Here is a 21,567-nt window from a genome sequence, read left to right as displayed (position 1 = left end):
GCCCGGGACCCCGCTCGATCGCGACCCGCGGGTTCAGCGGCGCAGCACGTTCAGCTCCACGCCGCCGACGATGCGGCCGCGGAGCACCTCGGCGAGCCGGTCGGACACCCGCTGGATCGTGCCGCGCTCGTCGTGCCCCGGCACCACCGCGAACCGGACGGCGACCTCGGCGGACGTGCCCTCGGTGACCCGGACGCCCGTCACCGACGGGTCGGAGCCGAACGCGGCCTCGACCGCGGCGAGGACCTCCGGGTCCTCGTGCGGCGGCGGGACGGGGCGGCCCTCCGCGAGCAGGTGCAGGCGCAGCCCGTCCACGGCGAACGGGACCGGGCCCGCCACGTCCACGACCAGGGCGTCGGCGCCCTCGTCGAGGGCGGCGCGGCACGCGTCGCCGCCCCGCACCGTCACGGGGCGGGCGTCGGCGCGCCACGCCTTCATCGTCTCCACGCAGGTGAAGCCGAGCACGCCGCGCCGGCCGTCGTCCCCGATCAGCGTCGGCAGCGCCATCTCGCTGCTCTTCTCGCGCCGCGGCTCCCCCGGCGCGGCCTCCTCCTCTTCGGTGAGGACGGCGACGATCGGCACGAGCAGCCGGGCGCCCTGCAGCCGCCGCAGCACGGTGTGCGCGCCGACGCGCCCGGCCGCGTACCCGGCGAGCGCCTCGCACAGCCGGGGGTCGGCGCTCCCGTCGTCCCCGGGGATCAGTGGTTCGGGAATCGTCAGTCCGGACACGCCAGGAAGGCTATAGCCTCCGGCGGCGTCCGCGGGCGGCTAACCGGATACTCTCCGTGTCCGGCGAGTCACCCGAGGTCGGCGATGGCGGCGACGGTGCCGCCGCCCGACGGCCCCTGGTGGACGGCCGCGACCGACACGAACACCGCCGGGTCGCCGGTGACGGACGCCGCGACGCCGCCGACGCACGCCTTGATCTGCCGGTGCCAGTGCACGTCGGAGTCGTCCAGCATGATGTTGCGGCGCCCCCGGACCGAGCCGCTCGGGTCGGCCTCGCACTTGATGAACACGTTGACGAGCCGGCCGCCGAGGTCGGACGTGCGGGGCCGGTCGGGCAGGTCGAGGCCCGTCGTCCGGATCGCGTCCCAGATGCCGTCGGCGTCCAGTGCGTCCTTCATCACACCGTGCCCCGCCCGGTACCGGCCGCCGATGCCGCGCACGTTGCCGACGACGACGATCTGCGCCCGGTCCAGCTCCACGCCGGACGAGCACGACGCCACCGACGAGTACAGCGACAGGTCCCGGTGGATCTGGTCGGCGGAGGGCGTCTCGATCTCGCCGAGCGCGACGGCGATGCCGAGCGCGGTCGTGGAGTTGGAGATGTCCATCGACTTGAGCGTGTCCTCGGTGACGACGTCCCGGCCGCGCGACTTGGCGTCGTTGATCGTGTCGAGGGTGAGCAGCGGCGTCTTCGTCTGCACGTAGTGCACGTCCGCCGGGTCGTCGATCCCGGCGATCTTCATGGCCTCGCGGACGCCGGCGGCGACGGTCTCCACCATCGCGGGCCGCCCGATGTCCTCCGGCAGGATGACGTCGCTCATCGCGACGCCGACCGACAGGCGCGGCTCGTCCGACGCGGGCGCCTTCGCCGGGTCGACGGTCGCGAAGACCGTCGCGTGCGGGCTGAGCACGCCGTCGGTGCCGCCCGACCACACCAGCGGGACGCGCGCCACCTCGTCCGCGCTCCGGGTGCCCTTCGCGGCCAGCACCTCGCGGAACGCCCGGTCGGCCAGCAGCCGCGTGTAGTCGTTCACGCCGCCGTTGCCCTCGGTCTTGCCGACGACGGCGAGGACCCGGTCGGCCTCCAGCACCCCGTCGTCGATCAGCCGGGCCAGCCCGGACGCGTCGGTCACGGACTCGATGGGGATCTTGCGGACTTCGATCGGATCGGGCACGTCATCGCTCCTCAGCTGCTCGGTCGCATCGATCTCTACCCTGCCGGGCCCCGCGGGTCACGCCTCCACGACCGTCCCGGCCTTGCCGTGCGCGGCGTCGCCCAGCCGGGCCAGCGACGCGATCGCGGCGCGCCGCCCGCCGGCCGCGACGAACCGCCGCACCGCCTCCACCTTCGGGCCCATGCTGCCGCCGGCGAAATGCCCGGCGGCGGCCAGCTCCGCCAGCTCCGCGACCGTCGTGCGGTGCAGCGGGCGCGCCCGCGGCGTCCCGAACCCGGCCATCGCGTTCTCCACGTCCGTGGCGATCACCAGGGTGGACGCGCCGAGCCTGCGGGCCAGCAGCTGCGCCGCGAGGTCCTTGTCGACGACGGCCTCGACGCCGCGCAGCCGCCCGCCCGACCGGACCACCGGCGCTCCCCCGCCGCCCGCCGCGACGACGACGTGCCCGGCGTCCAGCAGCACCGCCGCGGCGTCGGCGTCCAGAATCTCCAGCGGCTCCGGCGAGGCGACGACGCGCCGCCAGCCCCGCTCGCCGAACGGCCGCCACACCTCGCCGCGCGCCATGGACCGGCGCGCCTGCTCCTCCGGGAAGTACCGGCCGATCGGCTTGGCGGGGGCGGCGAAGCCGGGGTCGCCGGCGTCCACGAGCGTCCGCGTCACCACCGTCGCCACCGGGCGGGCCGCGCCCCGCGCGGCGAGGGCCCGCTCCAGCGCGTTCATGATCATCACGCCGACAGTGGCCTGGGTCTGCGCGCCGCACCAGTCCAGCGGGACGGGCGGCACCACGCCCGCCGCCAGCTGGTTCTTGATGAGCAGGTTGCCGACCTGCGGCCCGTTGCCGTGCGTGAGCGCGACCCGCGCGCCCGCCGCGACCAGCTCCGCCACGTGCGCCATCGCGGACTCGATCGCCGCCGCCTGCGCGTCCGGCGCGGCGCTGCCGTCCGGGGCGGTCATGGCGTTGCCGCCGAGCGCGATCAGGATCCGCTCGCCGCTGAGCGATCCCCCGTCGTTCCAGGTCACGGGAGGGACGGTAACCCGCGCGAAAGCGGCGCTCACGGGCGAAATCCGCCCAATGAGCGCCGCTTCTTCGGCAACTTCTAGGGGACGCGCACCGAGCGCGGCGGGGCGCTCCGCGAGCGGGGCGAGGCGCTCCGCGAGCGGGACGCCCCACGGACGGGCCGCTCCAGACGGCCGCTCAAGACGGGGCGCTCCACGGGCGGGGCGCTCCACGGGAGGGGCGAGGCGCTCCACGGGCGGGACGCCCCACGGGCGGGGCGCTCCACGGGAGGGGCGAGGCGCTCCACGGGCGGGACGCCCCACGGGCGGGGCGCTCCACGGGCGGGACGCCCCACGGGCGGGGGGCCTCTCAGTGGAGGCGGGTGAGGCGTTCCACGGCCTCGTCGATGACCTCGTCCTTCTTGCAGAACGCGAACCGGACGAAGTGGGCGCCCGCCTCGGCGTGGTCGTAGAACACCTGCGTCGGGATCGCGACGACGCCCGCCTTCTCCGGCAGCGCGCGGGCCAGTTCCATGCCGTCGGTGAACCCGAGCGGCCGGATGTCGGCCTGCACGAAGTACGTCCCCTGCGGCCGGTAGGCGGTGAACCCCGCGGCCTCCAGCCCGGTGATGAGGCGGTCGCGCTTGGCCTGGAGCGACTTGCGCAGCTCCTCCACCCACGGGATCTCGTTGCGCAGCGCATAGGCGGCGGCCTGCTGGTAGGGGGCGCTGACCGCGTACGTGAGGAACTGCTTCACCGTCTGGACGGCCCGGACATACGGGGCGGGCGCGGTGACCCAGCCCGTCTTCCACCCGGTGACGGAGAACGACTTGCCGGCGGACGACACCGACACCGTCCGCTCCCGCATCCCGTCAAGAGTCGCCAGCGGAATGTGCTCGGTCTCGTCGAAAGTGAGGTACTCGTACACCTCGTCGGTGATCGCCACCAGGTCGTGCTCGCGGCACACGTCCGCGATGGCCTCCAGCTCGCCGCGCGTGAACACGGTGCCGGCGGGGTTGTGCGGCGAGTTCACCAGGATCGCCCGCGTGCGGGGGCCGGCCGCCGCGCGCAGCTCGTCCGGGTCGAACGTGAACCGCCCTTCGACGGGGCGCAGCATGACGGGCTTGCGGACGGCCCCGGCCAGCGCGATCACGGCGGCGTAGGAGTCGTAGTACGGCTCGAAGACGATCACCTCGTCGCCCGGCCCGGTGAGCGCGAGCACGGACGCGGCGATGCCCTCGGTGGCGCCGACCGTCACGTACACCTCGGTCGCCGGGTCGTACGACAGCCCGTACCGCCCCAGCCGCTGCACCGCCACGGCCTCACGAAGCTCGGGCAGCCCGGGGCCGGGCGGATACTGGTTCGCGCCGGAGCGGATCGCGTCCACCGCCGCGTCCAGCACGCCCGCGGGGCCCGGCTCGTCCGGGAAGCCCTGGCCCAGATTGATGGACCCGGTCCGGACCGCCAGAGCCGACATCTCGGCGAAGATCGTCTCGCCGAATTCCCGCATGCGCTCGACAAGTGGCTCACTCACGCCACAAGACTAGGCCCCCGATCCCGGCGCGCCCGTGCGCCCCGGGGAGCGCTGCGGGTGCCGAGGGTGCCGAGGAGCGCGCTGCCGATGCTGAGGAGCGCACTGCCGATGCCGTAGAGCATGCTGCCGACCGAGCCCGAGCCGGCCGAAGAGCGCGGGTGGCCGCCCCGCCGCGCTCTTGAGCGGGAGGCCGGCCATGGCCTCGGGGTCGTCGCGGAGCCGGCGGCGGCCGTTGGCGCCCGATGCCGATGCTGCCGCCGATGGCCGGGTCTCCATGCCTTCAGGCTGGTGATTCGGCGGGGCGGCCTGCAGGGGCGTGCGTCGTCGCTCGGCTCCTTTCGTCCGGTTCCTCAGCCCGAGACGCTGATGACGTGCCCGATGGCGGACGGGTCGTCCGCGACGTCGAGGAGGGCCGAGGCCAGGTCGGCGCGGGCGATGGAGGCGCCGCCGAGGACGTTCCGGTCGACGGCCTTGCGGTAGCGGCCGTTGCCGGGCCCGTTCGTGAGCCGCGGCGGGCGGACGATCGTCCAGTGCAGGCCGGAGCCGCGGGTGATGTCCTCGGCGGCGCGCATGTCGGCGAACGCGTGCCTGAGGAGCGGCTGCAGGATCAGCGGCTTGACGACGAAGCGGGTGAACGGGTCGTCGCCCGGTCCGGCGTGCAGGCCGGATGCGCTGACCAGGACGAACCGGTCGGCGCCGGCGGCGGTCATCGCGGTGGTGATGCTGCGCGTGCCGTCCGCGCAGACGGTGGTGGGCGCGCGGCCCTCGCGGGTGCCGAGGGCGGACAGGACGGCGTCGCGGCCCTTGACCGCCTCCTCGATCGCGGCCGGGTCCATGACGTCGGCCTGGACGACGTCGGCGCACGCGCGCAGGTCGGACGGGAGGCGCGCCGTGTCGCGGACGACGGCGGTCACCTCGTGCCCGGCGTCCAGCGCCCGCCGGACGGTCAGGACGCCGGTCCCGCCGGTCGCCCCGAAGATCGTGAGCCTCATCGGTTCCCCCTGATGAACGATGGGTGAGTGAGTATTTACTAACCCCTATCCTGGTAAGCGTTCACTCACCTGTCAAGGGGGCCTCATTGAGCGCGCGGGAACGGATCCTCGACGCCGCGGCGGACATCATGCGGCGGCACGGCGTCGCCCGCGCCACCACCAAGGAGATCGCGAAGGCGGCCGGCTACTCCGAGGCGCTGCTCTACAAGCACTTCCGCGACAAGGAGGAGCTGATGCTGAGCGTGCTGAAGGAGCGGATGCCGCCGTTCACCTCGATGGGCGTCCCCGGCAAGGAGACGGTGGAGGCCAACCTCGTCGCGGTCGTCCACGGCGGGATGCGCTTCTACCGGCTGACGTTCCCGATGATGGCGTCGATGGCGGCGCAGCCCCGGCTGATGAACGCGACCCGCGAGTCGCTGCGCAAGTACGGGGCCGGCCCGCAGGAGCCGGTGCGCGCGCTGACCCGGTACCTGGACGCCGAGCGCGACCTCGGCCGTGTCGCCGCCGGAGCCGACACGGCCGCGGTGGCGGCGCTGCTGATGGGCGCCTGCTTCCAGCAGGGGTTCCTGATGTACTTCGCGGAGGGCGAGGACGGGCCGGACGTCCCGGAGTCGTTCGCGCGAGATCTCGTCCGGCCCGTGCTGGCGGAACTGCTGCCCTAGCGTTGTGAGGGCCACCGGCGGCTGTATGCCGGCTGCTGCCTGCTGCCTGCTGCCTGCTGTCTGCCGTCGGGTGGCTGGCGGGTGGCGGCTCAGAGTTCGTTCAAGCGGGTCTTGACGACCTTGCCCATGGCGTTGCGCGGCAGCGAGTCGACCAGGTGGACGACACGGGGCCGCTTGTGCACCGACAGGCGCTCGGCGACGAAGTCGATCAGCTGGTCTCCGGCGACGCCGTCCGCGACGACATAGGCGGTGACCTGCTCGCCGAGGTCGTCGTGCGGCGTGCCGACGACGGCGGCCTCGCTGACCGCGGGGTGGGCGAGCAGCGCGTTCTCGATCTCGCCGGCGCCGATCCGGTAGCCGCCGCTCTTGATGAGGTCGGTGGACGCGCGGCCCACGATGCGGTGCCAGCCGTCCGGCCCGATCGTGGCGATGTCGCCGGTGCGGAACCAGCCGTCCGGCGCGAACGACGCGGCCGTGGCCTCCGGGCGGTTGAGGTAGCCCTTGAAGAGGAGCGGGGCGCGGACGTGCAGCTCGCCGGGCGTCTCCCCGTCCGGCGGAACGGGCGCGCCGTCCTCGGCGGCGAGGCGCGTCTCGACGCCCGGCAGCGGGGTGCCGACATAGCCGGGCCGCCTGTCGCCGTCGGCGCGCGCGCTGACCGTGATGAGGGTCTCCGTCATGCCGTAGCGCTCGACGGGACGGTGCCCGGTCAGCTCGGAGAGGCGCTCGAACACCGGCACGGGGAGCGGTGCGCTGCCGGAGACGAGCAGCCGCGCGCCGCGGAGGGCCTGCGCGGTGCCCGGATCCGCCGCCGTCCGCGACCAGACGGTGGGGACGCCGAAGAAGAGGCTGCCGCCGTCGTTCTGCGCGGCCGCCGCGTACCGCTCGGGTTTGGGGCGGCCCGTGTGGACGAGCGGCGACCCGGTGCGGAGCGCCCCGAGGACGCCGAGCACGAGCCCGTGCACGTGGAACAGGGGCAGCCCGTGGACGAGGACGTCGTCGGGCGTCCAGGCCCACGCTTCGGCGAGCGCGTCCAGCCCGGCGGCGATCGCGCCGCGCGAGATGAGGACGCCCTTCGGCGCGCCCGTCGTGCCGCTCGTGTAGAGGATCAGCGCGGTCGCGTCGGACGGGGCGGCGGCGCCGCCGCTCCCGTCGTGCGGCAGCGCGTCGACCGGCACGAGGGGCGGCTCGCCCTCCACGGGCTTGGCGTCGCCGGCGGCGAGGAGCAGGCTCGCGCCCGAGTCGCCGAGGATGTGGGCGCGCTCGGCCGGGCCCGAGTCGGGCGGCAGCGGGACCACGGGGACGCCCGCGAGGACGCCGCCGACGACCGCCGCGACCGTCTCCAGGGACGCCGTGGCGTGCACGGCGACGGCGTCCGCGCCCGCGATCTCCGCGGCGACGGCGGACGCCCAGCCGAGCAGCTCGTCGCGCGGAAGCTCGCGGTCCGCGATCCGGACCGGGCCGCCGTTCTCGCCGAGCAGGTCCATCACTCGCCCCTCTCCATGTCGGTCTCGTCGGTCTCGTTCTTGTCGGTCTCGTTCTGCTTGTCGGTCTCGGCGTGGTTCTCGGGCTCGTCGTGGTTCTCAGGCTCGTCGTGGTTCTTGTCCTCGCCGTGGTTCTCGTCCAGACCGTCCAGGGCGTCCAGCCAGGCCAGTACCGCGTCATTGTGCTCGCCGAGCAGCGGCGGCGCGGTGTGCTCGCGCGGCGCCGCGCCGTCGAAGCGCAGCGGCGGCCCCGGCAGCTCGATCCGGCCGAGCTGAGGATGGTCGACCTCGATGACGAGGCCCTGCGAGCGCGTCTGCTCCCACTCGTACACCTCGTCGATCGACCGGATGGCCCCGGCGGGGATCCCCGCCTCGTCCAGGCGTGCGAGCCAGGCTTCGCGCGTGTCTCCCTGGAGGACGCGCTCGATGTCGGACGTCAGCTCCGGCCGCCGTGCCGCGCGGTCCGGGATCGTCGCATAGCGGGCGTCGTCGGGATCGAGGCCCACGATCGGCGCGAACCTGCGCCAGAGGTTCTGGTTGGCGACGCCTATCTGGATCTGCCCGTCCTTGCAGCGGAACGTCCCGTACGGCGCGATCGACGGATGATCGTTGCCGACCGACTCGGGGACGTCGCGGGCGACGGTCCAGCGCGTCCCCTGGAACATGTGGGCGCCGACGACCGAGGCGAGCAGCGACGTGCGGACGACCGTCCCGCGCCCGGTCCGGTCCCGCTCGTAGAGGGCGGCGAGGACGCCGGTGACGCCGTTGTGCGCCGCGAGGATGTCGGCGATGGACAGCCCCACCTTGCTGGGCGTGCCCGGCGGGCCGGTCACGCTCATGATCCCCGCCTCGCCCTGGACGATCGCGTCGTACCCGGGGCGTCCGCCCTCCGGTCCGTCGTGGCCGAACCCGGTGATGGACAGGACGACCAGGCCGGGGTTCAGCTCGTGCAGCCGCTCCACCGGGAAGCCGAGCCGGTCGAGGACGCCCGGGCGGAAGTTCTCCACGAGCACGTCGGCGTGCCGGACGAGCCGGGTCAGCGTGCGCCTGCCCTCCTCGGCCTTCAGATCGAGGGTGATCGACTCCTTGTTCCGGTTGATCGACAGGTAGTAGGTGCTGACCTGGTCGTCCCCCGCGAACGGCGGGCCCCAGCCGCGGGTCTCGTCCCCGCCGCCCGGCTGCTCGACCTTGATGACCCTGGCGCCGAGGTCGGCGAGCGTCATGGTGGCCTGCGGGCCCGCGACCACGCGGCTGAGATCGACGATCACGACGCCTTCGAGCGGTCCGGGCAAGGACGTCCTCCTTCGCGGGTGGGGCACCTGGAAGTATGCCGTCCGTGCCGCACACCACCCAGACCTACTCCGCGCTCGCGGCCCGCCTGCTGGCGCTGCCGCCGTCGTGCGGCCCGGCGCGGCTGGTCGCCGTGGACGGGCCGAGCGGCGCCGGCAAGTCGACGTTCGCCGGCCACCTGGCCGAGGTGCTGGTCGGCGCGCCCGTCATCCGCTCGGACGATTTCCGGGTGCCGTGGGATGCCGACCCGCTGACCTGGTGGGAGCCTCTGCGTGCGACCGTTCTCGACCCGCTCCGCGAGGGACGGCCGGCTGTACTCCGCCGCTACGACTGGCGCCATGACGTCTACGGCCCGGAAGAGGAGATCCCGCCGCCGCCCGTCCTCATCACCGAAGGCGTCGGCGCGGCCTGGGGCGGGTCGCCCGCCGCCTACCGAATCTGGATCGACGCCCCCCACGACCTGCGCCGCGCCCGGGCTCTCGATCGCGACGGCCTCGCCTACGCGGACGCCTGGGACGCCTGGGCCGTCCGCGAACAGGCCCACTTCACCGCCGACGGGACGCGCGGACGCGCCGACCTGCTGGTGGACGGCACCACATTCACCCAGCACCGCTTCTTCACCCTATAAGGCTTTACCGGGTACGTAGAGGTTTCACCGGGTCTACAGAGATGTTGTGACCTCCGCGCGCCGGGCTTGAGGTGTTCGTGCGTATCCGGGTTCACACGTCATCGGAGTCTCGCGTGTATGGGGATAGCGGAGCCGGAGTTCGTTGTTCTGATGTTCTACGGACCCGCGTCTGTAATTTCCGTTCTGGATTCCATGCGCGTTCTCTGAGCGAAGTATCGAGTTCGCCGAATTGTGGTGGGGGCGGCGCTGCGTACGGGGCCGCCCCTCCAAAGTCAAGGGCGCTTCGCGTCGCTTCGCGATGGCCTCCGGCCACCCTTGACTTCGGAGCCTCTGCGGCCCCTGAGTGCAGCTTTCGTCGGGCAGGCTCCGCCTGCCCTCTGCCCGACGCGCCGCCCCCACCCGTCCAGGCGGGAGCCGCCGCACACCGTATTAACGAATGCCCGATTCGAGCACTTTTTTGAGTGTTTGCCAGATTGGCGATTCGGCCTCAGATCATATTCTTGATATTCGTCGTCGGGACGCAAATGTGCCGTCGATCAGGTAGTATTTGGATATGAGCTCAGTTGCGCTCGACCTCGATACGGCGTCCACCATGGAATTGGTGAACGCCGCGTCGGCGATCGCGGCTGAACTCGCTCGTCGCAACCCACCGGAATCGGCTGCGGCCTGTATGGAACTCGCGGATACGCTCGCCACCGCCGGTGACATGCAGGAGGCCGCCCTCACTGGGTTCGTCGGCGTTCTGGATGCGGGCCGGGAAGTGCAGCGTTGGGGGTTTCCTTCCACGCGTGCGTGGCTGCGGTCCCGGCTCGGGATGCGCGAGTCCCGCGCCAAGGAGCGGCTGGCATTGGCGCGGCAGCGGCACCGCCTCACCGAGGTCACCGCCCGCTGGGCCCGCGGCGAGTTGTCCCTCGGCTATGCCGCCACGATCGCCGGCGCGGTCACCCGGCTGGACGACGACGATTGCGCCGCCGCCCAAGGCATCCTCTTGGACATGGTCGACCGGGGCTTCTCGGCCGGAAAGGTCGCCTCCTTCGGCAAGCGCATCCGTGACGTCATCGCCGAGCGCGACGGCACTGAGCACGCCGACCCCGACACCCGGCGCGGCTACGAGCGGTCCTGGATCGACTCGACGCGTTCGCTTGACGGCGGCCGCTACATCAAGGGCTGGCTGAACGCCGAAGACGCCGCCATCTGGGAAGGCGCGCTCGGCCCCCTGGCCAAGCCCGCGGGCACCGACGACCGCCGCGACCTGTCCGAACGCACGGCCGCCGCACTCAGCTCCGTCCTGTCCGGCGGCCACCGCGCCACCAAGGTCACCGTCATCTGCGACCTCGACACCCTCACCGGTGGCCAGGCCCCCGCGCGCCTCACCGACGGCACCCCGATCCCCGCCGCGCAGGCCCGCCGCATCGCGCTCAGCGCGGGCGTCTCACCCCTGCTGCTGGGACGCGGCCACACACCCCTCTACCTCGGTCACAGGGTCCGGTTCGCGACCGGCCCGCAACGCCGAGTCCTGGAGACCCTCTACCCGACCTGTGCGGTGCAGGACTGCGAAGTCCCCGGGACGTTGTGCGAAGTCGACCACGTCAGCGGCTGGGCCCTGGGCTCCCCCACCGACATCGACCGGCTCGCCCTGTGCTGCGGATGGCACAACCGCTACAAGCACGCAAACCCGGAGCGGCTCCGCATCACAAGGGAAGAAGACGGCCGCTACACCTACCGGGTGCACCCACCCGGAGTCAGCCCGCCCGGGGAGGCCGAGCCTCCCCCGGCGCAGGCAGCTTGATCACGGGTCTACGCTCGGGCCATGGCCGGCACCGACCACATCGCGGTCAACAAGGCGCTCTGGGACGAACGGGTGCCCATCCACGTTGCCAGCGACTTCTATGACGTCGCGGGCTTCAAAGCCGGTGGTCTCGCCCTGCGCGACTTCGAGTTGGCCGAAGTGGGGGACGTCGCCGGGCTTCAACTGGTCCACCTTCAGTGCCACTTCGGCCTCGATACCCTCTCCTGGGCTCGACGCGGTGCGCGGGTGACCGGCTTGGACTTCTCTGAGAAGGCCATCGAGGCGGCCCGCGCGCTGGCGGACGAGACACGGCTACCGTCCCGCTTCGTCGCCGCAGACGTGTATGACGCACCCGCTGTCCTCGGCGAAACGTACGACATCGTCTACACGGGCCTCGGTGCCCTGTGCTGGCTTCCCGACGTCGGCCGATGGGCCGAGGTCGTCACATCGCTCCTGCGTCCGGGCGGGTTCCTCTACCTCGCGGAGTTCCACCCCTTCGCCGACACCCTCGACGACGAAGAAGGCCGCACGGTCACCTACGACTACTTCGCTGAGGGACCCCAGATCTGGGACGAGCCCGACGTCGGCAGCTACGCCGACCCGCAGGCCCCCGTCCAGCACACCCGCTCAATCGAGTTCGCCCATGGGTTGGGCGAAGTGGTCACGGCATTGGCCACCGCAGGCTTGCGCATCGACTTCCTGCATGAGCACGACTTCACGCTCTGGCAGCGCTACTCCATCCTGGAGCGGGACGGCACCGCCTAGAGGAAGCGGCGGATCGGGGTGATCGCGAGTTCTTTGGCGCGTTGGGTCAGGGGGCGGCGTGTCCAGCGCTTGGGATCTATCTGTTCGCTGCGGGTCAGGTCCGCGTCGAACTGGGCGTCCAGTGTCGCGGTCAGGTCTTCGTCGATGACGGCGAGCATGACCTCCTCGTCGTGGTCGAGGGATCGCCGGTTGAAGTTCGTCGAGCCGAGCAGGGAGACCTTTCCGTCCATGGTGATGGTCTTGGTGTGCAGCATGGACGGCTGGTACTGGTAGATGCGCACGCCGCAGCCCAGGAGCGTCTCGTAGTGGCGCTGGCTCGCCAGGCGGCTCACTCGCTTGTCGGCGTGCGGGCCTGGTAGGAGCAGTTCCACCTCTACGCCGCGGCCGACCGTTTCGCACAGCAGGTCGACGAAGTAGGAGTCGGGGGCGAAGTAGGCGGTGGCCACCCGTAGCCGCTGCTCCGCCAGTTGGAGGACCACCCTGAAGAGGGTCTGCATGTCCTGCCAGCCGAGGCTGGCCGAGCCCCGCACCACCTGCACCACGGCGTCACCGGCGGGTTCGTGGACGCCGAAGCGGTCGCGGTCGTCGAACAGCGCGTCGTCGACCTCGGCCCAGTTCTGCGCGAACGCGGCCGCGATGCCGTCCACCGCGGGTCCGCGCACGCGGAAGTGGCTGTCGCGCCACTCGTTCTCGTTGCGGGCGTCGCCGCACCATTCCTCGGCGATGCCGACTCCACCGGTGAACGCCGTCTTCTCGTCCACGACCAGCACTTTGCGGTGGCAGCGGTGGTTCTGCTTGAACGGCGAGCGGGTGACGGGCTTGCGGAACCATCTGACCGTGACGCCCGCCTGGTCCATCTGGTCCAGTAGATCCTTTTCGATCTGCCAGCTGCCGATGCCGTCCAGGAGCAGGCGGACCCGCAGGCCGGCGCGCGCACGGTCCGAGAGCGCGTCGGCGAACCGGCGAGCGATGTCCCCGCGCCAGTACACGTAGGTCATCATGTCGATGGTGTGGCGTGCTCCGGCGATCTCGTCCAGCATCGCGGGGAATATCTCGTCGCCGTTGATCAGAGGGGTCACGGCGTTGCCCTCCGTCGCGGCGACGCCGATGAGCCGCTCCAGGGACCGGCGGATCCGGTGCGCGCGGTCGGCCGAGGGGGTGGTCTCAGGTTCAGCCGGTCGTTGCTGGGGGACGGTCATTCCGGCCTCTTCTCCTTACAGTGCCGTCGACGGCCGGCCTCGCGTGGCGCAGCCGGTCGTCTCGGCGGGGATTTGTCCCCCGGTCGGCGTGTTTCATGCCCCGCCGGCGGCCTCGTTCGCGGTCGAGGGGCGGCGCGCGTCGCTGATGTTCCGCTCCCCGACCGCGTCTTCGCCGAGCTCGCCGCCGGCGCGAACCCGAACGGTGAGGCCGCCGAGGCGGGGCTGGGCGCCGGGCGGCGCTTCCACCGGCGACCCGGCTTCCGCCATTGCGGCGGGGTGTGGTCGCCGCCTTCGGCGGTGCGCCGTTTGTGACGACGGCCTGCTTGTGCGGGATCGGGAGTCCGCATCGCCCCTGGTCGTCAGGCCGGTGCGCAGTGCGCGGGGGCTAAAGGGGTGTGCGCTGCGGCTAATGGCCGGCTCGGCGGACGGCGTGCATGCTCTAAAGCGAAGGCGAATGGACGGCGGCGGCCGAGTGCCTTCGCCGAGACTCCAGTCACAACGCCTCGCTCGCCGGATCCCGGGGGCCGCACGTCGATTAGTCGGGCCGTGCTCGGCAGTCCGTATCTCTGACACGCGATCGGCCGCAGGCCGCCAGGAGGGCATCATGACCGCCACCTACACGTTCGACGTCTTCTCCAGCCTCGACGGCTTCGGCGCCGCCGGCGGCGACTGGACCGGCTACTGGGGCAAGCAGGGCCCCGAGCTGCTCGACCGCCGCCTCGCCCAGTACAGCGAGGACCAGCGGATGGTCTTCGGCGCCAACACCTATCGGATGTTCGCCCAGATGCTGGCGTCGAGCACCGAGGACTCCGATGTGCGGGACCCCTGGGTCACCCGGATGCGGGACCTTCCCGCGACGGTGGTGTCGACCACCCTGTCCCGCCCCCTCGCCTCGCTGGACGCGGAAGTCGCCGCCGGCGACGCCGTCGACGTCGTCGCCCGGCTCAAGGAGGAGTCCAAGGTGCCGCTGCGCTCGCACGGCAGCCTGTCCATGAACCGGGCGCTGATGGCCGCCGGCCTGGTCGACCGCGTCCAGGTGACGCTCTTCCCCGTCATCACCGGCCGGACAGGGCTGGACCCCGTCTTCGGGGGCGCGCCCGACTTCGACCTCGAACTGATCGAGCACCGCACGCTGGACGGCGGCATCCAGGAACTCATCTACCGTCCCACCCTGCATCCCTGACAATGGCGGGCACGGCCTTCGACAAGCCTCCGGAGACGGCCGCCTGGCGGCACCTGGACGCCCGTGACGGGTTCGAAGTCCTCCAGGTGTCCTCCCTGCGCGACGGGTGGCGGCTGCACGGCACCACCGCGGCGGTCGAGGACGGTGTGGCCTGGGCCGTCCGCTACGTGATCCAGGTCGATGAGCGGTGGCGTACGCGCACGGCCCGGATCTCGCATCTGCTCGACGGCGGCCCCGGCGAGGTGACGCTCGAGCAGGCCGATGGACGATGGCTGGTGAACGGCAGGCCCGACCCCGGACTTGACGGCTGCCTCGATGTCGACCTGGAGTCGTCGGCCATGACGAACGCGCTGCCCGTGCACCGGCTGGGCCTCGCCGAGGGGGCGGCCGCCGACGCGCCGGCCGTCTACGTGCGGGCCGCCGACCTGGCCGTCGGGCGTCTGGAGCAGACCTACGCGCGGGTCGCCGGCGGTCCGGGGCGGCAGCGCTACGACTATGCGGCCCCCGCCTTCGGCTTCACCGCACTCCTGGTCTACGACGGCTCAGGGTTCGTCGTCGACTACCCCGGACTCGCGGTGCGCTGCGCCTGACGCCCGCTCCAGGGCGTCGACATCGGCGTGGGAGCGGCCGCCGGAGAGTTGGGGGTAGCCGGGGCCCCTGTCGAAGAAGGGGACGGGGCCGCGTTCGGCGCGCAGCCGGGCGCGCAGGGTCGCCGTCGCCTCCTCGTCCACGGCGCCGCCGGTGAGGACCACGCCGTAGTCCCCGCGGGCGCCTTCGACGGAGACCTTGCCGTCGCGGACGTCGTCGGCCACCCGGGACGGGTCGCGGTTCAGCGGGTCGCCCCAGCCGCCGCCCCCCGTCGTGCGGATGCGGATGGTCTGGCCCGCCTTGACCGGATGGTCGTCGACCAGGCCCTCCATCTCCTCGCCGTCGATGTCGACGCGGAAGGGGCGTCCCGCGCGGCCGCCGTTGACGCCCCAGCACGACAGGATGGAGCGGTCGGCGATCGACATGTAGCGGGCGTCGCGGAGCATCCGGATGTGCTTGTCGTAGCCGAGGCCGCCCCGGAACTCCCCCGGGCCGCCGGAGTCGACGGCGAGGCCGAGGCGCTCCACGATGAACGGCCAGCGGGCCTCGGCGAACTCGGCGGGGATGTTGCGGGAGTCGGGGACGACGTGGATGGCGTCCTCCCCGTCGGCGTAGTAGCGGCCGCCGGAGCCGCCGCCGAGCACCTCGCGCATCAGGTACGGGCCGCGGTCGTCCTCGCCGTACACGCCCGTGTAGCGGATCGTCTCCTGGTCGGCGGGCATCCGGCCGTTCGTGGCCTTGGCGAGGACGCCCGCCAGGACGCCCAGGAGCCGCAGGATGACGAAGGTGCGGGCGTTGGTCGGGGCCGGGAAGACCGGCGTGAGGAGCGTGCCCTTCTCCGGGAAGCGCATCTCCATGAGCGGGACGACGCCCTCGTTGACGTCGAGTTCGGCGGCCCGCTCCGGGGTGTCGGCCAGGTTCCGCAGGACGGGGGCCAGCCACTTCTTCAGGAACACGCCGTCGGCGTAGTCGCCCGCGTGGTTGATGGGGCCCTTGGCCTGGGGCGATGTGCCGGTGAAGTCGATGACCAGGGGCACCGCGGCGGACTTGTCCACGGTCAGCGTGATGCGCTGCGCGTGCAGGCGGGGCGGGTCCACCCCGTCGTGCTCGGCGTAGTCCTCCCACGTGAACGTGCCGTCGGGGATCTTGGCGAGCAGTTCGCGGCGGAACGTCTCGGTGGTGCGGTCGATGATCGCGTCGAAGCACGCCTCGACGTCGGCGCGGCCGTAGCGGGCGAACAGGTCGCCGAGGCGGCGGGCGCCCATCAGGCAGGCCGAGCACTCGGCGTCCAGGTCGCCGGCGAGGGAGTCGGGCATCCGCGAGTTGCGGGTCATGATCGTCAGGGCCGCCTCGTTCGGGACGCCCCGGTCCCACAGCTTGATCGGCGGGACCATCAGGCCCTCCTCGAACGCGCTGCGGGCGTGGCTCGGCATCGAGCCGGGGACGGCGCCGCCGATGTCGTCGTGGTGGCCGAACGCCTGGACGAACGCGACCACCTCGTCCCGGTGGAACACCGGGACGGTGACGCACAGGTCGGGCAGGTGGCCGATGCCGCCTTCCGACAGGTACACGTCGTTGTGGAAGAACACGTCGCCGGGGCGCATCGTCTCCGGCGGGAAGTCGCGCGCGACCGGCTGGACGAGCGCCGAGTAGGAGCGGCCGGTCAGCTTGCGCAGGCGGCGGTCGTGGACGCCGGCGCGGAAGTCGTGCGCGTCCCGGATCATCGGGGACCGGGCGGTGCGGGCGATGGCCGTCTCGACCTCGCGCTCCACCGAGGCGAGCGTCCCCTCGACGATCTCCAGGAGGATCGGGTCGATCACCGTGTCACCACCAGGTTGCCGTAGCCGTCGAGCCGCGCGGTGAAGCCGGGGTGGAGAGGCAGGGTGGAGCCGAACTCCTCGATGACGGCCGGGCCCTCGATCGCGTCGCCGGGGGCGAGCTTCTCCCGCCGGTAGATCGCCGTCTCCTCCCAGGCGTCGAAGTAGACGCGGCGGGCGCCGGCGCGGGCGCGGGACGGGTCGCCGTCGCCGCGCGGGCGCTCCGCCAGGCGCGGGCGGTCGATCGGGCCGATGCCGGAGACGCGCAGGTTCACCCACTCCACCGGATGGCGCGGGTCGTCCCGGTAGCAGTAGCCGTAGAGGGCCTCGTGCGCGTCGTGGAACCGGCGGACGACCTCCGCGCGGAACGCCTCGCCGGGCGGCCCGGCCGGGGCGGGCACGCGGACCTCGAACGCCTGGCCGCAGTAGCGCAGGTCGGCGGAGCGGGCGAAGCGGCGCCGCCCCTCCGGGAACCCCTCGCGGGCGAGCGCGCGGGCGGCCTCGCCTTCGAGGTCGGCGTAGACCTCGGCGAGGAGCGCCGGGTCGAGTTCGGCGTCGCGGACGACCCGCGTCCGGACGTAGTCGTTCTTCACGTCCACGGTGAGCAGCCCGAACGCCGACAGGTTGCCCGGGTTCTCCGGGACGACGGCCGCCGGCAGGCCGAGCACGTCGAGGAGCCGGCAGGCGAGCAGCGGCCCGGAGCCGCCGAACGCGACGAGCGGGTAGTCGCGGACGTCCAGGCCCCGCTTCACCGTGATCTGCCGGATCGCGTTGGCCTGGTTCCACGCGGAGATCTCCAGGATCCCCGCGGCGGCCCGTTCGACCGGCAGGCCGAGATCGCCGGCGAGCGCGTCGAGGCCGCGCCGGGCCGCCGCCACGTCCAGCGGCACCTCGCCGCCGAGCAGGTGCGGCGGGATGCGGCCGAGGACGGCGTGCGCGTCGGTCACCGTCACCTCGGCGCCGCCGCGCCCGTAGCAGAGCGGACCCGGGTCGGCGCCCGCGCTGCGCGGGCCGACCTTCAGCGCGCCCTCGGGCGAGCGCCACGCGACCGAGCCGCCGCCCGCGCCGACGGTCACGATGTCGATCATCGGGATCTTGACGGGGTGCCGGCCGATCGAGCCCTCGGTGGTGAGGGTGGGCTCGCCGTCCAGGACGACCGCGACGTCCGTGGACGTCCCGCCGCCGTCCAGCGTGACGACGGAGCCGTGGCCGCTGTGCGAGACGACGAACGCCGCGCCCAGCGCCCCCGCCGCCGGGCCCGACAGGACGGTCGTGATCGGCTGCCGCGCGACCTCCTCCGCCGACAGGACGCCGCCGTTGCTCTTCATCACCAGCAGCCGGGTCGCGACGCGCTCGGCGATCCGCGCGAGGTAGCCGTTCATCGCGGGCTTCACGGCGGCGTCCACCAGCGTCGTCACCGACCGCTCGTACTCGCGGTACTCGCGCAGCACCTCGCACGACAGCGACACGACGGCGCCGGGGTGCTCGCGGCGCAGCACGTCCCGCATCGCCAGCTCGTGGGACGGGTCGGCGTAGGAGTGCAGGAAGCACACCCCGATCGCGCGGATGCCCCGCTCGCGGAACCAGCGGGCCGCCGCCACCGCGGACTCCTCGTCGAACGGGCGGATCTCGGCGCCGGTGTGGTCGAGCCGCCCGCCGACCGTCCGCACCCGGTGCACGGGGACGATCCGGGGCGGCTTCACCCAGAAGTAGCTGTTGCCGTACCCGTCCGGGACGCTCTGCCGCGCGATCTCCAGGATCGACTCGAACCCCTCGGTGGTGATGAACCCGAGGTCGTCGATCCGGTCTTCGAGGAGCCGGTTCGTCGCGACCGTCGTGCCGTGCGACAGCGCCGCGACGTCGTCCGGTCCGGCGCCGAGCAGGCCGAGCACCTTGCCGACCCCGTTCGCGAACCCCTCCGCCGGGTCGGCGGGCGTCGACGGGGTCTTGGTGGTGACGAGCGCGCCGTGCTCGTCCAGCGCGACGACGTCGGTGAACGTCCCGCCCGTGTCGATGCCGATCCGCAGCCGCCTCGCCATGGTGAAGGGTCTACCGGACGGCGGCCACCTGCGAAACCGTCGCAATGTGACAACGGGCGCGTCGTTCTTTGGTGAGAGCGCATAGGGCTAGGCTGAGCCTTTTCCCGACAGACGTTCCCGACAGACGAACCGTCACGACATAGCTGGAGCCCTTCCATGGCGCTTGAACGCCCCGAGATCGACTTCCCCGAGGGACGGCCGCCCGAGTACCTCGACATCACCGACATCACCGAGGGCGACGGCCCCGAGGCGGCCAAGGGGTCGCACGTGTCGATGCACTACGTGGGCGTGTCGTGGTCCACCGGCGAGGAGTTCGACGCGTCCTGGAACCGCGGCTCCACGCTCGACTTCCAGCTCGGCACCGGCCGCGTCATCAAGGGCTGGGACATGGGCATCCAGGGCATGAAGGTCGGCGGCCGGCGCAAGCTCGTCATCCCGCCGCACCTCGCCTACGGCGACCGCAGCCCGAGCCCCGCGATCAAGCCCGGCGAGACGCTCATCTTCGTCGTCGACCTGGTCGCGGTCGGCTGACCCCTCGCCTCCGCCGGGAGGCACCGGCGGACGATCCGGGCGGGCGACCCGCGGGTGAGGACCCGCCCGGATGCCCGCCGCCGATGCACGTCGCTCATCCCGGCGAGGTTCGCGGCGAGGTTCACGGCGCTGCCCATCGGCCGGCCCGGTCCGCACCGGCGCCGCCGGGGGGCGGCGCGGGCGGCGCGGACGTGACTCAGCCGGACCGCCGGGCGCGGCGGCCGAGCAGGTAGCCGAGCGCGACGCCGGCGAGCGCGACGACGCCGCCGGAGACGAACGCCGCCACCATCGGCGGCGCCGCGGACGAGGGGCCCGGCGGGGCCGCGGCGCGTCCCGGGTAGACCGCGCCGCCGCCCGCCGGGACGGCGGGCGGCGCGGGCTCCGCCGCGGCCGCGGGCTCGGCGGGCGCTACCGCCGCGGTGCGGGCGCACAGGTCGCGTTCGACCGCGGCGAAGAACTCCCCGGCGGTGCGCTTGGCGACGCTGCCCAGCATCCGCTGCCCGACCCCGCCGACCATCCCGCCGACGACCGCGTCGGCGTCGTAGTCGATGCGGGTCGCGCCGCCGCCGTCCGACAGCCGGACGCGGACGGTCGCGTCCACCGTGCCCGGCGCGCCCTGGCCGCGCGCCTTCAGCACGAACGATCGCGGCGGGTCCGGGTCGGCGAGTTCCACCTGGCCCACGTAGGTGCCCTGGATCGAGGCGACGCCCGCGGTGACCGTCATCCGGTAGGTGTTCGGGCCGGTCTCCTCCAGGGAGCTGCACCCGGGGATCGTCCTGGCCAGGACGGCCGGGTCCTGGAGCGCGTCCCAGACGCGGTCGAGCGGCGCGGCGACGCCGGCACTGCCGTTCAGCTGCATGTCCCGACTGTAGAGAACGCCGCCGCCGCGCCGAACGGCAACATCTGCCGAGTACACGCCGATGTTTGGGCAGAGCACCCCGAAGGCCGGTGCAAATGATCAAATGTGTCGGGAGGTTCCGGTCCGGCGCGAACCCCGGCGGCGGCCGGCGCGTCAACCGATGCGGGACCCACAACCGAAGACCCCCCACCGAAACGGAGTACGCGGCCGATGCGAGGGAAGACGCCCGTGATCGCCATGGTTGCCGCCGGAGTGCTCGGCGTGGCGCTGGGCGGCTGGCCCGCCGTGGCCGCGCAGGTCGGCGACTCGGGACCGTCCATGCGGACGCAGCTCGCCTCGGTGCTCGGCGACAAGACCTGGGCGACGCCGAAGCCCGGGTCCTGGACGATGCCGAAGCCGGCCCCCAACGGCCTGCCCGCGGTCATCAACCACATCGAGACGCAGGATCGCGTCGTCTTCCTCACCATCGACGACGGCTACACCTACGACTCGGAGTTCGTGGACCTCGTCCGCAAGGAGAAGGTTCCGATCATGACGTTCCTGACCTCGACCTACATCAAGGGGCAGGGGCAGTACTTCTGGGCGATGCGCAACGCGGGCTCGCCGATGGAGAACCACACCGTCGACCACCCGAACATGGCGACGCTCAGCGCCGAGGCGCAGAAGAAGCAGATCTGCGGCGCGTCGGACGCCATCCAGGCGCAGTACGGCCGGCGGCCCGAGGTCTTCCGCCCGCCGTTCGGCAGCTACAACCAGACCACCCTGCAGGTCGCCAAGGAATGCGGCATCAAGTCGGTGCTGCTGTGGTCGGCGGAGTTCTACAACGGCACGTCCGGCCCGGGGGTCGGGTACAACGGCTTCGCCCGCGGCGACGGCGGCAAGGGGTTCAAGCCCGGCGACATCATCCTGATGCACTACCGCAAGGGGCTGGCCGGGGAGTTCAAGATGATCCTCGGCTGGATCAGGCAGGCCGGGTTCCGGCCCGCCGCCGTGCAGAACTACCTGCCGAAGTCGCTCGGCGGCAACGTCCCCGACAAGCCGTCGCACGCCTGACCCGCCCGCCGCGGCCCGACGGCCCCGGCCGTCCCACGTCCCACGTCCCACGGCGGCCCGTCCCACGGCGGCCGCCCCACCGGGGGAATTCCGACCTTCCCGGAGGAATCCCGGTTACGGCCAAGGCCGAGGGGGGCCTTCACTAGGGTCAACACGCTGGCGGGGCCGAGGTCCCCCGCTTCCCGAGCCGGTCCCGCCAGCATCAGCCGGCGACCCCGACGCCCCCGAGACCGGCATCGGCGGACAAGGGCCGGCCC

The 21,567-nt window shown here is 72.7% G+C and carries 20 protein-coding genes; 8 read left to right on the top strand and 12 right to left on the bottom strand.

Going from position 1 to position 21,567, the window contains the following annotated elements:
* Positions 1-33: 33 nt before the first annotated feature.
* From ABTW95_RS23755 to ABTW95_RS23735, 5 genes are all read right to left on the bottom strand, one after another.
* Complete coding sequence (locus tag ABTW95_RS23755) at positions 34-729, bottom strand: SseB family protein (RefSeq protein ID WP_396451323.1); 696 nt, start codon at positions 727-729, stop codon at positions 34-36.
* 68 nt (positions 730-797) lie between these two features.
* Positions 798-1,904, bottom strand: a complete 1,107-nt coding sequence (bar, locus tag ABTW95_RS23750; protein ID WP_396451325.1) for a barbiturase — start codon at positions 1,902-1,904, stop codon at positions 798-800.
* A gap of 57 nt (positions 1,905-1,961) precedes the next feature.
* On the bottom strand, positions 1,962-2,924 hold the full coding sequence (locus ABTW95_RS23745) for a carbamate kinase (protein ID WP_500227420.1): 963 nt from the start codon (positions 2,922-2,924) through the stop codon (positions 1,962-1,964).
* A gap of 346 nt (positions 2,925-3,270) precedes the next feature.
* Positions 3,271-4,434, bottom strand: coding sequence for a pyridoxal phosphate-dependent aminotransferase (locus tag ABTW95_RS23740; RefSeq protein ID WP_396454819.1), 1,164 nt, complete (start codon positions 4,432-4,434; stop codon positions 3,271-3,273).
* A 350-nt stretch (positions 4,435-4,784) separates the two neighbouring features.
* Positions 4,785-5,426 carry an NAD(P)-dependent oxidoreductase gene (locus tag ABTW95_RS23735; protein WP_500227419.1) on the bottom strand — a complete coding sequence of 214 codons (642 nt, stop codon included), beginning with the start codon at positions 5,424-5,426 and terminating at the stop codon, positions 4,785-4,787.
* Positions 5,427-5,512: 86 nt separating this feature from the next.
* On the opposite strand from ABTW95_RS23735, the gene ABTW95_RS23730 reads away from it, so the two are divergent.
* On the top strand, positions 5,513-6,088 hold the full coding sequence (locus ABTW95_RS23730) for a TetR/AcrR family transcriptional regulator (protein ID WP_396451332.1): 576 nt from the start codon (positions 5,513-5,515) through the stop codon (positions 6,086-6,088).
* A gap of 89 nt (positions 6,089-6,177) precedes the next feature.
* On the opposite strand, the gene ABTW95_RS23725 is transcribed toward ABTW95_RS23730, so the two are convergent.
* Both ABTW95_RS23725 and ABTW95_RS23720 read right to left on the bottom strand, forming a co-directional pair.
* Entirely contained in the window at positions 6,178-7,572 is a 1,395-nt protein-coding gene (locus ABTW95_RS23725; protein ID WP_396451334.1) for an acyl-CoA synthetase, read from the bottom strand.
* Positions 7,572-8,861 (bottom strand): CaiB/BaiF CoA transferase family protein, encoded by a 1,290-nt coding sequence (locus tag ABTW95_RS23720; protein ID WP_500227418.1) that lies wholly within the window; start codon positions 8,859-8,861, stop codon positions 7,572-7,574. Before ABTW95_RS23720 ends, ABTW95_RS23725 begins: the two co-directional genes overlap by 1 nt.
* Before the next feature lie 35 nt (positions 8,862-8,896).
* Between ABTW95_RS23720 and ABTW95_RS23715 the strand changes: the two genes are divergently transcribed.
* The 3 genes from ABTW95_RS23715 to ABTW95_RS23705 all read left to right on the top strand — a co-directional run bounded on the left by ABTW95_RS23715 (position 8,897) and on the right by ABTW95_RS23705 (position 12,041).
* A complete protein-coding gene (locus tag ABTW95_RS23715; protein WP_396454817.1) occupies positions 8,897-9,487 on the top strand; it encodes a uridine kinase family protein in 591 nt (196 codons plus the stop codon).
* A gap of 553 nt (positions 9,488-10,040) precedes the next feature.
* On the top strand, positions 10,041-11,276 hold the full coding sequence (locus ABTW95_RS23710; RefSeq protein ID WP_500227417.1) for an HNH endonuclease signature motif containing protein: 1,236 nt from the start codon (positions 10,041-10,043) through the stop codon (positions 11,274-11,276).
* Between the two features lie 21 nt (positions 11,277-11,297).
* Positions 11,298-12,041 carry a class I SAM-dependent methyltransferase gene (locus ABTW95_RS23705; protein ID WP_500227416.1) on the top strand — a complete coding sequence of 248 codons (744 nt, stop codon included), beginning with the start codon at positions 11,298-11,300 and terminating at the stop codon, positions 12,039-12,041.
* Here ABTW95_RS23705 and ABTW95_RS23700 read toward each other — a convergent pair.
* Together ABTW95_RS23700 and ABTW95_RS23695 are read right to left on the bottom strand one after the other, a co-directional pair.
* On the bottom strand, positions 12,038-13,240 hold the full coding sequence (locus tag ABTW95_RS23700; protein ID WP_500227415.1) for a phospholipase D-like domain-containing protein: 1,203 nt from the start codon (positions 13,238-13,240) through the stop codon (positions 12,038-12,040). The two genes, ABTW95_RS23705 and ABTW95_RS23700, sit on opposite strands and share 4 nt — an antisense overlap.
* A 93-nt stretch (positions 13,241-13,333) precedes the next feature.
* On the bottom strand, positions 13,334-13,507 hold the full coding sequence (locus ABTW95_RS23695) for a hypothetical protein (protein ID WP_500227414.1): 174 nt from the start codon (positions 13,505-13,507) through the stop codon (positions 13,334-13,336).
* A gap of 337 nt (positions 13,508-13,844) precedes the next feature.
* Here ABTW95_RS23695 and ABTW95_RS23690 point away from each other — a divergent pair, with 337 nt between their 5' ends.
* A complete protein-coding gene (locus tag ABTW95_RS23690; RefSeq protein WP_500227413.1) occupies positions 13,845-14,423 on the top strand; it encodes a dihydrofolate reductase family protein in 579 nt (192 codons plus the stop codon).
* A gap of 2 nt (positions 14,424-14,425) precedes the next feature.
* Positions 14,426-15,013: a putative glycolipid-binding domain-containing protein gene (locus tag ABTW95_RS23685; RefSeq protein WP_500227412.1), complete on the top strand. Its 588-nt coding sequence runs from the start codon at positions 14,426-14,428 to the stop codon at positions 15,011-15,013.
* Here ABTW95_RS23685 and ABTW95_RS23680 read toward each other — a convergent pair.
* Together ABTW95_RS23680 and ABTW95_RS23675 are read right to left on the bottom strand one after the other, a co-directional pair.
* A complete protein-coding gene (locus ABTW95_RS23680) occupies positions 14,966-16,831 on the bottom strand; it encodes a hydantoinase B/oxoprolinase family protein (protein WP_500227411.1) in 1,866 nt (621 codons plus the stop codon). The genes ABTW95_RS23685 and ABTW95_RS23680 overlap by 48 nt on opposite strands.
* On the bottom strand, positions 16,828-18,867 hold the full coding sequence (locus ABTW95_RS23675; protein ID WP_396451348.1) for a hydantoinase/oxoprolinase family protein: 2,040 nt from the start codon (positions 18,865-18,867) through the stop codon (positions 16,828-16,830). The genes ABTW95_RS23680 and ABTW95_RS23675 overlap by 4 nt, the downstream gene beginning before the upstream one ends.
* Positions 18,868-19,023: 156 nt before the next feature.
* Here ABTW95_RS23675 and ABTW95_RS23670 point away from each other — a divergent pair, with 156 nt between their 5' ends.
* On the top strand, positions 19,024-19,398 hold the full coding sequence (locus tag ABTW95_RS23670; RefSeq protein ID WP_396451350.1) for an FKBP-type peptidyl-prolyl cis-trans isomerase: 375 nt from the start codon (positions 19,024-19,026) through the stop codon (positions 19,396-19,398).
* Positions 19,399-19,594: 196 nt separating this feature from the next.
* Here the strand turns inward: ABTW95_RS23670 and ABTW95_RS23665 are convergent, their stop codons facing one another.
* Positions 19,595-20,257, bottom strand: a complete 663-nt coding sequence (locus ABTW95_RS23665) for an SRPBCC family protein (protein ID WP_396454812.1) — start codon at positions 20,255-20,257, stop codon at positions 19,595-19,597.
* Positions 20,258-20,494: 237 nt separating this feature from the next.
* On the opposite strand from ABTW95_RS23665, the gene ABTW95_RS23660 reads away from it, so the two are divergent.
* Entirely contained in the window at positions 20,495-21,310 is an 816-nt protein-coding gene (locus ABTW95_RS23660; protein WP_396451356.1) for a polysaccharide deacetylase family protein, read from the top strand.
* Positions 21,311-21,567: the final 257 nt, after the last annotated feature.

The sequence above is a fragment of the Spirillospora sp. NPDC127506 genome, assembly GCF_040302145.1.
Taxonomy (GTDB): domain Bacteria; phylum Actinomycetota; class Actinomycetes; order Streptosporangiales; family Streptosporangiaceae; genus Spirillospora.
Note: the sequence above shows the minus strand (reverse complement) of the source record. Positions and strands in the feature narration are given on the sequence as shown.

What these genes read in the sequence shown, in the direction of transcription:
- ABTW95_RS23695 (WP_500227414.1), bottom strand. Translation starts at nt 13,507, where the DNA reads ATGGCGGAAGCCGGGTCGCCGGTGGAAGCGCCGCCCGGCGCCCAGCCC.
- ABTW95_RS23725 (WP_396451334.1), bottom strand. Translation starts at nt 7,572, where the DNA reads ATGGACCTGCTCGGCGAGAACGGCGGCCCGGTCCGGATCGCGGACCGC.
- ABTW95_RS23735 (WP_500227419.1), bottom strand. Translation starts at nt 5,426, where the DNA reads ATGAGGCTCACGATCTTCGGGGCGACCGGCGGGACCGGCGTCCTGACC.
- ABTW95_RS23690 (WP_500227413.1), top strand. Translation starts at nt 13,845, where the DNA reads ATGACCGCCACCTACACGTTCGACGTCTTCTCCAGCCTCGACGGCTTC.
- ABTW95_RS23670 (WP_396451350.1), top strand. Translation starts at nt 19,024, where the DNA reads ATGGCGCTTGAACGCCCCGAGATCGACTTCCCCGAGGGACGGCCGCCC.
- ABTW95_RS23685 (WP_500227412.1), top strand. Translation starts at nt 14,426, where the DNA reads ATGGCGGGCACGGCCTTCGACAAGCCTCCGGAGACGGCCGCCTGGCGG.
- ABTW95_RS23675 (WP_396451348.1), bottom strand. Translation starts at nt 18,867, where the DNA reads ATGGCGAGGCGGCTGCGGATCGGCATCGACACGGGCGGGACGTTCACC.
- ABTW95_RS23700 (WP_500227415.1), bottom strand. Translation starts at nt 13,240, where the DNA reads ATGACCGTCCCCCAGCAACGACCGGCTGAACCTGAGACCACCCCCTCG.
- ABTW95_RS23705 (WP_500227416.1), top strand. Translation starts at nt 11,298, where the DNA reads ATGGCCGGCACCGACCACATCGCGGTCAACAAGGCGCTCTGGGACGAA.
- ABTW95_RS23710 (WP_500227417.1), top strand. Translation starts at nt 10,041, where the DNA reads ATGAGCTCAGTTGCGCTCGACCTCGATACGGCGTCCACCATGGAATTG.
- ABTW95_RS23665 (WP_396454812.1), bottom strand. Translation starts at nt 20,257, where the DNA reads ATGCAGCTGAACGGCAGTGCCGGCGTCGCCGCGCCGCTCGACCGCGTC.
- ABTW95_RS23715 (WP_396454817.1), top strand. Translation starts at nt 8,897, where the DNA reads ATGCCGTCCGTGCCGCACACCACCCAGACCTACTCCGCGCTCGCGGCC.
- ABTW95_RS23660 (WP_396451356.1), top strand. Translation starts at nt 20,495, where the DNA reads ATGGTTGCCGCCGGAGTGCTCGGCGTGGCGCTGGGCGGCTGGCCCGCC.